This is a genomic window from Flavobacterium mekongense, assembly GCF_047038255.1.
Lineage (GTDB): Bacteria > Bacteroidota > Bacteroidia > Flavobacteriales > Flavobacteriaceae > Flavobacterium > Flavobacterium mekongense.
On record NZ_CP174374.1, the window covers coordinates 1,918,576 to 1,931,787 of the forward strand.

General features: G+C 39.9%; 8 protein-coding genes. 2 read left to right on the forward strand and 6 right to left on the reverse strand.

Features of this window, described 5'->3' with window-relative positions:
- Positions 1-49: 49 nt before the first annotated feature.
- Positions 50-970, reverse strand: coding sequence for a homoserine kinase (locus tag ACJG85_RS08195; RefSeq protein ID WP_412476102.1), 921 nt, complete (start codon positions 968-970; stop codon positions 50-52).
- A gap of 79 nt (positions 971-1,049) precedes the next feature.
- Positions 1,050-3,497 carry a bifunctional aspartate kinase/homoserine dehydrogenase I gene (gene thrA / locus ACJG85_RS08200; RefSeq protein ID WP_412476103.1) on the reverse strand — a complete coding sequence of 816 codons (2,448 nt, stop codon included), beginning with the start codon at positions 3,495-3,497 and terminating at the stop codon, positions 1,050-1,052.
- A gap of 393 nt (positions 3,498-3,890) precedes the next feature.
- Between thrA and hutH the strand changes: the two genes are divergently transcribed.
- Positions 3,891-5,393: a histidine ammonia-lyase gene (gene hutH, locus ACJG85_RS08205; RefSeq protein WP_412476104.1), complete on the forward strand. Its 1,503-nt coding sequence runs from the start codon at positions 3,891-3,893 to the stop codon at positions 5,391-5,393.
- On the opposite strand, the gene ACJG85_RS08210 is transcribed toward hutH, so the two are convergent.
- From ACJG85_RS08210 to ACJG85_RS08225, 4 genes are all read right to left on the reverse strand, one after another.
- Positions 5,382-5,741 (reverse strand): DUF1304 domain-containing protein, encoded by a 360-nt coding sequence (locus tag ACJG85_RS08210; protein WP_412476105.1) that lies wholly within the window; start codon positions 5,739-5,741, stop codon positions 5,382-5,384. The two genes, hutH and ACJG85_RS08210, sit on opposite strands and share 12 nt — an antisense overlap.
- Positions 5,742-5,779: 38 nt before the next feature.
- Positions 5,780-6,361 (reverse strand): TMEM175 family protein, encoded by a 582-nt coding sequence (locus ACJG85_RS08215; RefSeq protein WP_412463823.1) that lies wholly within the window; start codon positions 6,359-6,361, stop codon positions 5,780-5,782.
- A 29-nt stretch (positions 6,362-6,390) separates the two neighbouring features.
- Positions 6,391-7,758 carry a 30S ribosomal protein S6--L-glutamate ligase gene (rimK, locus tag ACJG85_RS08220; protein WP_409679422.1) on the reverse strand — a complete coding sequence of 456 codons (1,368 nt, stop codon included), beginning with the start codon at positions 7,756-7,758 and terminating at the stop codon, positions 6,391-6,393.
- Between the two features lie 93 nt (positions 7,759-7,851).
- The gene (locus ACJG85_RS08225) at positions 7,852-10,395 is read right to left on the reverse strand and encodes an ATP-dependent Clp protease ATP-binding subunit (protein WP_412476106.1); all 2,544 of its coding nucleotides are present in this window, start codon (positions 10,393-10,395) and stop codon (positions 7,852-7,854) included.
- A 264-nt stretch (positions 10,396-10,659) separates the two neighbouring features.
- Between ACJG85_RS08225 and gyrA the strand changes: the two genes are divergently transcribed.
- Complete coding sequence (gene gyrA, locus ACJG85_RS08230) at positions 10,660-13,212, forward strand: DNA gyrase subunit A (protein ID WP_409679417.1); 2,553 nt, start codon at positions 10,660-10,662, stop codon at positions 13,210-13,212.

Sequence of the window (13,212 nt, forward strand, 5' to 3'; positions counted from 1 at the left end):
AGTTGGAAGTTCGAAGTGCAGTTCACGTTGTGCTTCGTTTCTTATCGTCTTACATTTTTTTTACTCCTTCATCATTCACTTTTGAAATATGAAAATCAAAAGCGATTCCGGTATCGAGAAAGCTGCTACTCATAGCATATGCTACTTTTTCAGCCTTATCTTGTCCTCTGCACAAGGCAAAAATTGAAGGTCCGGCACCTGAAATCCCTGCACCTAAAGCTCCGGCATCTATGGCGGCATTTTTAGTATTCTCAAAACCCGGAATCAAATTTTTCCTGAAAGGTTCAATAATAACATCTTGCAAAGAGCGACTGATGAGGTCGTAATCCTCGGTGTATAGACCTGCAATAAACCCGCCTAAATTGCCCCACTGTGTTATGGCTTCTTTTAAGGGTACTGTGGGAGATAATACAGCTCTCGAATCAGAAGTTTTCAATACTACATGAGGGTGAAGCACTACTGCAAATAATTCACTCGGACTTTTAATTTTGATGACATCCAAAGGATTGTACCCTCTAACCAAAGTGAATCCGCCCAAAAGACAAGGCGCTACGTTATCGGCATGTTCGCAACCGCTGGCTAAAGCTTCTCCTTTCATGGCAAAATCAACCAGTTGAGGTTTGGTGAACGGTCGGTCTAACAGTTCGTTGATTCCAAAAACTGCTCCGGCTGCACTAGCTGATGAGCTGCCGATTCCGCTTCCGGCTTTTATCTTTTTGTGAATTTCAATTTCGAATCCGCAATCCGGATTAATTGCATTTACTATGGCTAAAGCAGCAACACCAGCTACGTTTTTTTCAACGTCCAATGGCAAGTCAGCACCAGTGATTTTAGTGATTCGAAGCCCTTTTTTAGCCACTTTTCGGACAATCATTTCGTCGCCTACGCCTTCTAAGCAAAGGCCTAAAACGTCAAAACCACAATTGAGGTTGGCGATAGTGGCCGGGCAGAATATTTTTATTTCGTTCATTTTCTGAGGTTTCGTGTTCAATGTTTCGTGTTCAAAGTTGGCATAACTCGCAACTTTGAACTCGCAACTCATAACTTTTTTAGACATTTCCAATTCGAATCACATCGGCAAAAATACCTGAAGCAGTTACTGCGGCACCGGCACCGGCACCTTTGATGATCAAAGGTTGGTCTACATAGCGATCAGTATAAAACTCGACTATATTGTCTTTGCCTTCTAAGTTGTAAAACGGACTTTCTTTCGGAATGAATTGCAAACCTACAGCAGCTTTGCCGTTGTCGAAACTTGCTACAAATTTTATGCGAGAATCTCTCGCTTGGGCTTCTTTGAGTAACTGATTGAAATGGCTTTCATGCTTGATAAGTGAAGCGAAGAAATCTTCATTATTGTTGGTTTTCATGCATTCATCCGGTAGGAAGCAGTTGTTTTCAATGTGTTCCATTTCCATTTGATAACCGCTTTCTCGAATAAGGATTAATATCTTTCTGGCTACGTCAACTCCACTTAAATCAATTTTTGGGTCAGGTTCTGTAAATCCTTGAACTCCTGCTTCTTTTACAACATCGTGGAAACTATATTTCTCACTAAAATTATTGAAAATAAAGTTTAAACTACCGGATAACACTGCATTGATTCGGTTGACTTTATCGCCGGAAGCAATCAAGTGTTTCAATGTGTCAATAATAGGTAATCCGGCACCGACATTCGTTTCAAACAAAAAGGGAGCGTTGTATTTTCGAGATAAGTTTTTGAGGTTTTTATAATGATTGTATTCAGATGAGCAAGCTATTTTATTGCAAGTCACCACTGCTATATTTTGACTCAGGAATTGGTCGTAAATACCGGCTATATCGGAATTGGCAGTGATGTCTACAAAAATACTGTTGCGCAAATTCAATTCTTTTACACGTTCAATAAAAGCCTTCGGATTAGCTGTTTCGCCTTGGTTTAGTGTTTCTTTCCATTCTTTTAAGTTCAGACCTTCTTCATCGAATACCATTTTGCGTGAATTGGATAAAGCGATGACACGGACGTTGATTTTTAAGTTTTCCTTCAAGAACTTCTTTTGTTGATTGATTTGGTCGATGAATTTTTCACCTACGTTTCCAACGCCCATTACAAACAAGTTGAGCTGTTTGGTGTTGTCTTCGAAGAATCGCTCGTGCAAAGTATTCAGGGCTTTCTTGACGTCTTTTTCATTAATCACCACCGAAATATTTCTTTCGGAGGCACCTTGAGCAATAGCGCGAATATTGACATTGTTTTTGCCTAACGTACTGAACATTTTTCCACTGATACCTTGGTGGTTTTTCATGTTTTCTCCAACCAATGCAACTATGCATAATCCTTTCTCAACGATACAAGGGTCAACTTTTCCTTGTGTAATTTCCATTTCGAAGGCTTTGTCAATTGCGGCCTTGGCTTTGTCAGCATCATTACTCAAAATCCCCACGCAAATAGAATGCTCTGAAGAAGCTTGGGTAATAAAGATGACGTTGATATTTTCATTAGACAATACTTCAAATAATCGTTTGGAGGAACCGGCAACGCCAACCATACCGGAGCCTTCCAATGTCAATAAAGCGATATGGTCAATATGAGTAATGCCTTTAATTGGGTTAGTTGAAGCTTCGGGAGCATCGGTAATCAAGGTGCCGAAAGCTTCCGGTTCAAAGGTGTTTTTGATAAAAATAGGAATACTGTCTTTCAAAACCGGCTGTATCGTTGGCGGATATAATACTTTAGCGCCAAAATGCGAGAGTTCCATTGCTTCCTGATAGGAGATTGTTTCGATAGGTTGGGCTTGTTTCACGCTTTTCGGATTGGCCGTATACATACCGTTGACATCGGTCCATATTTCTAAGATTTCTGCCCCAACAGCAGCGGCAATTATAGCGGCAGTATAGTCCGAACCACCGCGTCCTAAAGTAGTAGTGTTACCGTCGTAGGATGAGGCAATAAAACCGGGTAATAAAACTACTTGATGGGAATTGTTACTGAAATAGTCCGAAATTAAAGTATTGGTAATGGTAAAATCGACTGCTGCTTTGCCGAAATTGGAATTGGTTTTGATGAGTTCGCGACTGTCTTTAAAAGCGGAATCGCTCACTTTTTGTTTGAGTGCCACAGCAATAATTTGCGACGATAACAACTCGCCAAATCCGGCCACTATATCAGCACTTCGATTCGATAATTCTCCCAACAAAAAGCAACCGTCCAGCAATGTTTTTAAATGATTGATGTCATGGTTAATTGCGTCAATAATTTCGCTTTGTTCGCTTAACGGGATCAACTCATCTATGGCTTCTTTGTGCTTTTGTTCAATTTGATTGACAATACCTTTATAGGCTTTGTCTTTGGCTGAAGCCATTTTTCCGGCTAAAATCAATAAATCGGTTACACCGCTAAAAGCGGAAACTACTACTGCAAGTTGTTTTGCTTTGCTTTTATCTGCAATGATGGCAATGGTTTTCGATATGTTTTGGGCATTGGCTACAGAAGTGCCGCCAAATTTTAATACAATCATGATTTTTAATTGTGAATTGTAAATGACAAATTATGAATTAACCCTCAACAGAGAGTCCTTAAATACGGATGATATGTGAAAATTATACCCCAAACGGGGTTGTGGTAGTTGATGTTGTTGTAGCCAACGTAGCAACCATAGTGATGGTTGTAGAAGAGGATAAATATGTATTCGTTGAAAACATCATGTGTCAAAAGTATAACTTTTTAGGAATTAAAAAAGCTTTTCTTAAATTTTTGATAATAATTTAATAAAGTAAATTCATTTGTTGAGAAATAATCATATTTTGAATTATTTAACAATGATTTTGCTAATTAAGCAAAAAATAGTCCGTTAAATAGTTGCTTTTTACGGCTCGTTTGCTGAATTTTGACCCATAAATCCTAACCAAAAATGGAGCATTCGCATTACATCAGCACAGATGTGTTGACATTAGAGACTTTACAAGAGATTATTTCTGAGCATAAAACCTTAGCCCTTTCGGAAGAAGCCAAAATCAACATCCAACAGTGTCGTGATTATTTAGACCAAAAAATGGCGTCTAATGAAACCCCGATTTACGGGATTAATACCGGATTTGGATCGCTTTGTAATGTGAAAATTTCTAATGAGCATTTGTCGCAACTCCAAGAAAATTTAGTGAAATCCCATGCATGCGGAACCGGAGATGAAGTGCCGCAGCAAATCGTTAAATTGATGTTGTTGCTCAAAATTCAATCGTTGAGTTACGGGCATTCTGGTGTACAATTGCAAACAGTTGAGCGTTTGGTGGATTTTTACAATAACGATATTTTACCTGTTGTTTATACCCAAGGTTCTTTGGGAGCGAGTGGCGATTTAGCACCGTTAGCCCATTTATCTTTGCCTTTGTTAGGTGAAGGCGAAGTGTATTACGACGGATTCCGACAACCGGCCAAAAAAGTGTTGGAGAAAATGGGTTGGCAGCCTATAGTGTTGCAATCAAAGGAAGGTTTGGCTTTGCTTAACGGAACCCAATTCATGAGCGCTTACGGGTGTTACATCTTACTCAAAGCGATGAAATACTCGTATTTAGCCGACTTTATTGCTGCCGTTTCTTTAGAAGGATTTGACGGTCGCATCGAACCGTTCAATGAATTGATTCATTATGTGCGACCGCACAAAGGCCAAATCGTAACGGCTAACAGAATGACAGAATTACTTGAAGGGAGTCAGTTAATTGCTCGCCACAAAGAGCACGTTCAAGATCCGTATTCTTTCCGTTGTATTCCACAAGTTCACGGTGCTTCAAAAGACACCATCGAATACGTGAAAAAAGTATTTAAAACCGAAATTAACTCGGTTACCGATAATCCTAATATCTTTAAAAACGAAGACTTAATCATTTCGGGCGGGAATTTCCACGGTCAGCCTTTGGCTTTAGCCTTAGACTTTTTAAGTTTGGCTTTGGCCGAATTGGGCAGCATCTCAGAAAGAAGAACTTATCAGTTAATTTCGGGATTACGTGGTTTACCGGCATTCTTGGTTGACAATCCGGGTTTGAATTCCGGTTTTATGATTCCGCAATACACCGCGGCCAGCATTGCCAGTCAGAACAAACAATTGGCTACGCCGGCAAGTGTGGACAGTATTGTCTCTTCCAACGGGCAAGAAGATCACGTTTCTATGGGAGCTAATGCTGCTACGAAATGTTTAAAGATTATGGAAAATCTGGAGCGTATTTTGGCCATTGAGTTGATGAATGCTTCTCAGGCCCTGGAATACCGCAGACCATTGCAGTCGAGTGAATTCTTGGAAAGTTTCGTTAAATCGTATCGTGAAGAAGTGCCTTTGGTTACCGAAGATCGAATTTTACATTATGACATTGAAAATTCCGTGGCTTTTTTAGAGAGTTTTGCGATTGATTTAGAAGAGTAGACTCAACAATCCCAAAATAGCAGGAATGGCTTGTACATAGAATATTCTTTTGGAAGCCGTCATTGCACCGTAAATTCCGGCCACAAGGACACAGCCCAAAAAGAAAACGGCTACGTTTTTACTCCACAAGGCATCACAAATAAGTAACGACCAAATCAATCCGGCGGCGAGAAAGCCATTGTATAACCCTTGATTGGCTGCCAATACTTTGGTCTTTTCAAACTGATCTTCGGGTATGGTTTTGAATACCTTTTTGGCACGGGTAGTCCAAGCAAACATTTCGAGCCAAAGAATGTAAAGGTGCAGCAAAGCAACGAATCCAATGATGAGTTGAGAGAGAAAGGTCATTTGGTTTTTGTTTAAGATTTCAAGTTGCAAGTTTCGAGTTAGTTGTTTTCAGTAAAAACTTTTTCAATTCTTTTATCGGGAACCAGCCAAATCAAGGCTACCAATATATAAATAGCGCCAGACACTTCAGTGTAATTTTTGGTTGCCAATACGGCTATCAAATACAAGAATACCGAAATTTTTCCTTTATAATCTTTACCAATGGCCTTGGACAAAAGAGAATCTTTGCCATGGTGTTTTAAGATGACGGTTTGTAAAATAAAATAGGCTATAGCATTCATTAACAAGATCAAGCCATAAAGCATCATCGGAAACGGAGCAAAGTGATGTTCACCAATCCAAGCTGTAGCAAACGGAATCAACGATAACCAAAACAGCAAATGCAGATTGGCCCAAAGGATAGTGCCGTTGACACGCTTAACAGTATGCAGCATATGATGATGGTTGTTCCAATAAATCCCAACATAAATAAAACTCAAAATATAGCTCAAAAATTTATGAGATAACTTGACCACCGATTCAAACGTAGTATCATTCGGAACTTTAAATTCCAACACCATGATGGTAATGATAATGGCCAATACACCATCGCTGAAAGCTTCAAGTCGGTTTTTATTCATAGGTTATCTGTTATCTGAACATCTGTTAACTATCGCTTAAAATTTTTCTCAATCGCCTTAATCATTTCTCCGGCTATATCTTTATTGGTTGCACCTTCTATGCCTTCTAATCCTGGTGAGGAATTAACTTCTAATAATAATGGTCCTTTAGAAGAACGAATGATATCTACACCGGCCACTTTTAAATCCATAGCCTTAGCAGCTTTGATGGCGATTTTCTTTTCTTCAGGAGTAGGCTTGATTACAGATGCCGTGCCGCCCATGTGAATGTTGGCTCTGAATTCACCTGCTGCGGCCTCGCGTTGTATGGCAGCCACAACTTTACCATCTACTACAAACAAACGCAAATCTTTTCCATTAGCTTCTTTGATGAATTCTTGCACCAAAATATTAGCGTTCAAACTCTTAAAAGCGTTGATTACCGATTCGGCCGCTTTTTTGGTTTCGGCTAAAACCACACCTTTTCCTTGAGTGCCTTCTAATAGTTTCACAATCAAAGGCGAGCCGCCAACCATCTTGATCAAATCATCAGTATCTAAAGGCGAATTGGCAAAACCTGTGGTTGGAATATCTACGCCATGGTGTAACAATAATTGAAGCGAAAACAATTTGTCGCGTGATTGTGTAATGGCAGCAGCCGAATTTAAACAAAAGACCTTCATGGCTTCAAACTGACGCGTCAAAGCACAACCGTAAAACGTAATACTCGGGCGAATTCTTGGGATAATGGCGTCGAAATTGTCTAATATTTTGCCACCTCGATAGTGAATTTCAGGTTTTACAGCATCGAGTTTCATGTAACACTCTTTGATGTTTAGGAAATGCATTTCGTGACCTCGCATTTCACCGGCTTCCATAATGCGTTTGTTGCTGTACAATTCGGGATTGCTGGCTAAAACACCTATGCGCAAACCCGATTTGCTGGCTATGGCGTTTTGGTACAATTCTTTCAAATTCTCAGTAGAAGTTTGTCCCATCAAGTACTTTTGTTCGGGATCAACTAAGATTCGGCCACTCATAGCCTCCCTACCTAACAACATTCGGAATCCCATAGAATCACGGTTGGTTAAGGTCATTTCAATCGCCCATACATCATCGCCGATTTTAAGCTGGGTTTGAATAACATAACGCTGTTCTCTAAAACCACTCGAACTTTTTACGATGCGTTTGTCAATAAGTTTGGCCTCGCAATGGATGACAGTTTTTAGGTTATTCTGAATCGGGTTGATATCGAATTTTACCCAATTTTCTCCTTCTTTCAAAAAAGGTGCAATATTGATGGCGTGCAAAGCCGATGTTTTGGCGCCCGAATCCACACGCGCTTTGATGGCCGGAATCCCAAGTTCGGGGAAAGAACACCATTCTTCGGAACCTAAAATAATTTTGTTTTGTGGCATGGTAAAAAAAGAAACCACAAATTACAGAAATTCTCACGGATAAAGGGCGGGAATTCTTGTGATTTGTGGCTTATAAAAGATTAAACAGTCGTCTTATTTAGTCGGTTTTTCCGCTTTGTTAATCGTCACGGTTAACTCTTGAGCGATTTCGTCTAAGTCCATAAAAATTTCGTCTCCGGAGGCAATTTTCGAAGTAATGATTTCTTCGGCCAAAGCATCTTCCACGTATTTCTGGATGGCTCTTTTTAACGGACGCGCACCAAATTGTTTGTCGAAACCTTTCTCGGCAATGAACGCTTTGGCTTTGTCGGATAAGTTCAACTTGTAACCTAACTCTTCAATACGAGCATATAATTTTTTCAATTCGATTTCGATAATCAAATCGATATCGTGTTTCTCTAACGGATTGAAGACAATCACATCGTCAATTCGGTTTAAGAATTCAGGTGCGAAGGTTTTCTTTAAAGCGTTTTCAATCACACTTTTCGAATGTTCGTCGGCTTGTGCCACCTTAGCAGAAGTACCAAAACCAACGCCTTGCCCGAAGTCTTTTAACTGACGTGCTCCAACGTTAGAAGTCATGATAATGATGGTATTTTTGAAGTCGATTTTACGACCTAAACTATCCGTCAAATAACCATCGTCTAACACTTGTAACATCATGTTGAAAACATCAGGATGCGCTTTTTCGATTTCATCTAACAATACCACGCAGTACGGTTTTCTGCGTACTTTTTCGGTTAATTGGCCGCCTTCTTCGTAACCTACATAGCCCGGAGGCGCTCCGATTAAACGAGAAATAGCAAATTTTTCCATGTATTCGCTCATGTCAATACGGATTAACGCATCTTCTGAATCGAATAATTCTTTAGCTAATACTTTGGCCAATTGTGTTTTACCAACACCGGTTGATCCAAGGAAGATAAATGAACCAATCGGGCGATTAGGGTCTTTTAACCCGGCGCGATTGCGTTGGATAGAGCGGGCAATTTTAGTTACCGCTTCGTCCTGACCTATTACTTTACCTTTAATCAATTCCGGTAAGTGTGCTAATTTGTTGCTTTCTGTTTGAGCGATACGATTCACGGGAATACCGGTCATCATCGAAACTACATCGGCTACATTATCCTCGGTTACACGAATTCGGTTGCTTTTCGATTCTTCTTCCCATTGTTCTTGAGCGATGGCTAAGTCCTTTTCCAAACGCTTTTCATCGTCGCGCAATTTGGCAGCTTCTTCGTATTTCTGTTTTTTAACGACAGAGTTTTTCAATTCGCGTACTTCTTCCAATTGACGTTCCAAATCCAAAATTTGTTTCGGCACGTCGATGTTAGTGATGTGTACTCTCGAACCGGCTTCGTCTAAAGCATCAATTGCTTTGTCCGGTAAGAAACGCTCCGACATGTATCGGTTAGTTAACTTCACACAAGCTTCAATGGCTTCAGGTGTGTAAATTACGTTGTGATGGTCTTCGTATTTGTTTTTGATATTGTTCAAAATAGTAATGGTTTCTTCCACCGAAGTCGGCTCCACAATTACCTTTTGGAAACGTCTTTCGAGTGCTCCGTCTTTTTCTATATACTGACGGTACTCGTCTAAAGTAGTGGCACCAATACATTGAATTTCACCACGAGCTAAAGCCGGTTTAAACATGTTAGAAGCATCTAACGAACCGGTAGCACCGCCGGCGCCAACAATGGTGTGGATTTCGTCTATAAACAAGATGATGTCGTCATTTTTCTCTAATTCATTCATTACCGCTTTCATTCTTTCTTCAAATTGTCCGCGGTATTTGGTTCCGGCTACTAACGAGGCCAAATCCAAAGTCACCACTCTTTTGTTGAAAAGAATACGCGATACTTTCTTTTGAATGATGCGCAAGGCCAAACCTTCAGCGATGGCAGATTTACCAACACCCGGTTCTCCTATGAGTAGCGGATTGTTTTTCTTTCTGCGGCTTAAAATTTGAGACACGCGCTCAATTTCTTTTTCGCGACCTACTACAGGGTCGAGTTTGCCCTCTTCTGCCAATTCGGTCAAATCGCGCCCAAAATTGTCTAACACCGGAGTTTTAGATTTTTTGTTGGTTTTATTGGCCGGATTGTTGAAACTACCTTCTTTAAGGCTGTCATCCTGACTGGAATCGTCGTTATACGATTCGTTTCTCGGCAGGTTATCTGTGAAATCTTCTTCGTTTGGTGTCATGTTTAGGTATTGTTCTTTTACTACATTGTAGTCTATTTTCAGACGGTGTAGTAGTTTGGTTGTCGGATCGTTTTCGTTTCTTAGTATGCAAAGCAATAAATGGGCTGTGCTGATAGATGAGCTCTGAAATACTTTCGCTTCGAGAAACGTTGTTTTCAAGGCACGTTCTGCTTGACGGGTCAAGTGAAGGTTTTTCTTTTCGTTGCTTATTTCTACATTGGGATTGGCCGGACTCAAGATTTCGACCTTTTTTCGCAAATGATCCAAATCGACCGACAAATTATTTAAGATAGCAATGGCCTTACCGTTTCCGTCTCTCAAGATACCAAGCATCAGATGTTCCGTTCCGATAAAGTCATGCCCTAAGCGCAAAGCTTCTTCTTTGCTATAGGTAATTACATCTTTAACTCTTGGTGAAAAATTATCGTCCATAATAGTGTATTGTTGCTATTGTAAATTTAGTGATATGAAACCATTCTAACAAAAATCATTCCGCCTAAATGTACTGTCAGCTAATTGACAAAAAAAATGTCAATAAAAAAAGTTGTGTGAGTAGTATTTTATTAACCAAAAAAAGCCTCTGTTTTGTTAATAAATCTTTGAAATTTGTGGACTAATTTTGGCTTGAAAAGGTTTAAATATCCTATATTAGCACGTTTTGAATTTGAACTAATTTTTATTAATAATTTATAAAATATGTCTGACGGAGAAAAGTTAATTCCTATTAACATCGAAGATGAAATGAAATCAGCATACATCGATTATTCGATGTCTGTAATTGTCTCAAGAGCGCTACCTGACGTGCGTGACGGTTTAAAGCCGGTGCACCGAAGAGTGTTATATGGAATGTATGATTTAGGCGTTTTTTCAAACAGAGCGCACAAAAAATCCGCAAGAATTGTTGGAGAAGTTTTGGGTAAATATCACCCACACGGAGATACCTCTGTTTATGATGCCATGGTTCGTATGGCACAGGAGTGGAGTTTGCGTTATTTGTTAATTGACGGTCAAGGGAACTTCGGTTCGGTGGACGGCGACAGTCCGGCAGCGATGCGATATACCGAGGCCAGAATGAAAAAAATGTCAGAAGACATTATGGCAGATATCGACAAAGAAACCGTGGATTTTCAGTTGAACTTTGACGATACACTTTATGAGCCGAAAGTAATGCCAACCCGTGTGCCGAATCTTTTGATTAACGGAGCTTCCGGTATTGCTGTAGGGATGGCTACCAATATGCCTCCGCACAACTTAACAGAAGTAGTTGACGGAACTTTAGCCTACATAGATAATAATGATATTGAGGTTGATGAATTAATCAATTACATCAAAGCACCGGATTTTCCTACCGGCGGTGTGATTTACGGGTACGAAGGTGTTCGTGAAGCTTTCAAAACCGGTAGAGGAAGAATCGTGATCCGCGCCAAAGTGAACTTTGAAGAAGTGAACGGTAAAGAAGCAATCATTGTTTCCGAGATTCCATACCAAGTGAACAAAGCGGAAATGATTAAGAAAACCGCCGATTTAATCAACGAGAAAAAAATCGAAGGTATTTCCAATATTCGCGACGAATCGGATAGAAGTGGTATGCGTATCGTATACGAATTGAAACGCGATGCAGTGCCTAATGTGGTTTTGAATACATTATACAAGTACACGCAATTGCAGTCGTCTTTCAGTGTTAACAACATTGCCTTGGTAAACGGAAGACCGCAAATGTTGAATTTGAAAGATTTGATTCATTATTTCGTAGAGCACCGTCACGATGTAGTAGTAAGAAGAACCCAATTCGAGTTGCGCAAAGCGGAAGAAAGAGCACATATCTTAGAAGGTTTGATTATCGCTTCTGACAACATTGATGAAGTAATTGCTTTGATTCGTTCGTCTAAAGACGGAGACGAAGCCCGTACCAAATTGATTGAGCGTTTCAGCTTAACCGATATTCAAGCCCGTGCTATTGTTGAAATGCGTTTGCGTCAGTTGACCGGATTAGAGCAAGACAAGTTAAGAGCGGAATACGAAGAAATCATGAAATTAATTCAGCACTTGAAAGATTTATTGGCAAGTAAAGAATTAAGAATGCAATTAATCAAAGATGAGTTAATTGAAATCAGAGATAAATATGGTGATGCGCGTCGTTCTGCTATCGAATATTCCGGTGGCGATGTAAGTATCGAAGATTTGATTGCGGATGAGAATGTGGTGATAACCATTTCACATGCCGGTTACATCAAACGTACCAACTTATCCGAATACAAAACCCAAAATCGCGGCGGAGTCGGACAAAAAAGCGCAGGAACTCGTGATCAGGATTTCTTAGAGCACTTGTTTGTGGCTACAAATCACCAATACCTATTATTCTTTACTCAAAAAGGAAAATGTTATTGGATGCGTGTGTATGAAATTCCGGAGGGAAGTAAAACCAGTAAAGGACGTGCTATTCAAAACCTAATCAATATTGAGCAAGACGATAAAGTAAAAGCTTTTATCTGCACGCAAGACTTAAAAGACGAAGAATACATCAACAGTCATTATGTAATTATGGCGACCAAACAAGGTCAGGTGAAAAAAACACCTTTGGAGCAATATTCTCGTCCGCGCCAAAACGGTATCAATGCTATTACCATCAGAGAAGACGACGAATTATTAGAAGCCAAACTAACCAATGGAGACAGCCAAGTGTTGATTGCTGTAAAATCAGGAAAATTGGTTCGTTTCGAAGAAGAAAAAACCCGTCCTATGGGAAGAACCGCTTCGGGTGTTCGCGGAATTACCTTAGCCGACGAAAAAGACGAAGTGATTGGTATGGTTTCTGTAAACAAGGAAGATATTAATGAAACCCAATTGTTGGTGGTGACTGAAAACGGTTATGGTAAACGTACCAAATTGGTGGATGATGATGGTGAAGATGTGTACAGAATCACCAACCGTGGTGGAAAAGGAGTAAAGACTTTGAACATTACCGAAAAAACCGGAGCGCTTATTTCTATTAATGCCGTAACGGATATGGATGACTTGATGATAATCAACAAATCGGGCTTGACCATCAGAATGGAAGTGTCTGATTTAAGAGTAATGGGAAGAGCTACGCAAGGGGTTCGTTTGATTAATATCAAAGGAAACGACTCTATCGCTGCAGTTACTAAAGTAATGAAAGAAGAAGAATCTGAGGAAGTTGACACCGATGCAGACATCAATGATGTAAATGAAGGGGAAACTTCAACTGAAACTTCTGCTTCTGAAGAATAA

Coding starts and splice junctions, on each gene's coding strand:
- ACJG85_RS08195 (WP_412476102.1), bottom strand. CDS start 970: ATGAACGAAATAAAAATATTCTGCCCGGCCACTATCGCCAACCTCAAT.
- thrA (WP_412476103.1), bottom strand. CDS start 3,497: ATGATTGTATTAAAATTTGGCGGCACTTCTGTAGCCAATGCCCAAAAC.
- hutH (WP_412476104.1), top strand. CDS start 3,891: ATGGAGCATTCGCATTACATCAGCACAGATGTGTTGACATTAGAGACT.
- ACJG85_RS08210 (WP_412476105.1), bottom strand. CDS start 5,741: ATGACCTTTCTCTCTCAACTCATCATTGGATTCGTTGCTTTGCTGCAC.
- ACJG85_RS08215 (WP_412463823.1), bottom strand. CDS start 6,361: ATGAATAAAAACCGACTTGAAGCTTTCAGCGATGGTGTATTGGCCATT.
- rimK (WP_409679422.1), bottom strand. CDS start 7,758: ATGCCACAAAACAAAATTATTTTAGGTTCCGAAGAATGGTGTTCTTTC.
- ACJG85_RS08225 (WP_412476106.1), bottom strand. CDS start 10,395: ATGGACGATAATTTTTCACCAAGAGTTAAAGATGTAATTACCTATAGC.
- gyrA (WP_409679417.1), top strand. CDS start 10,660: ATGTCTGACGGAGAAAAGTTAATTCCTATTAACATCGAAGATGAAATG.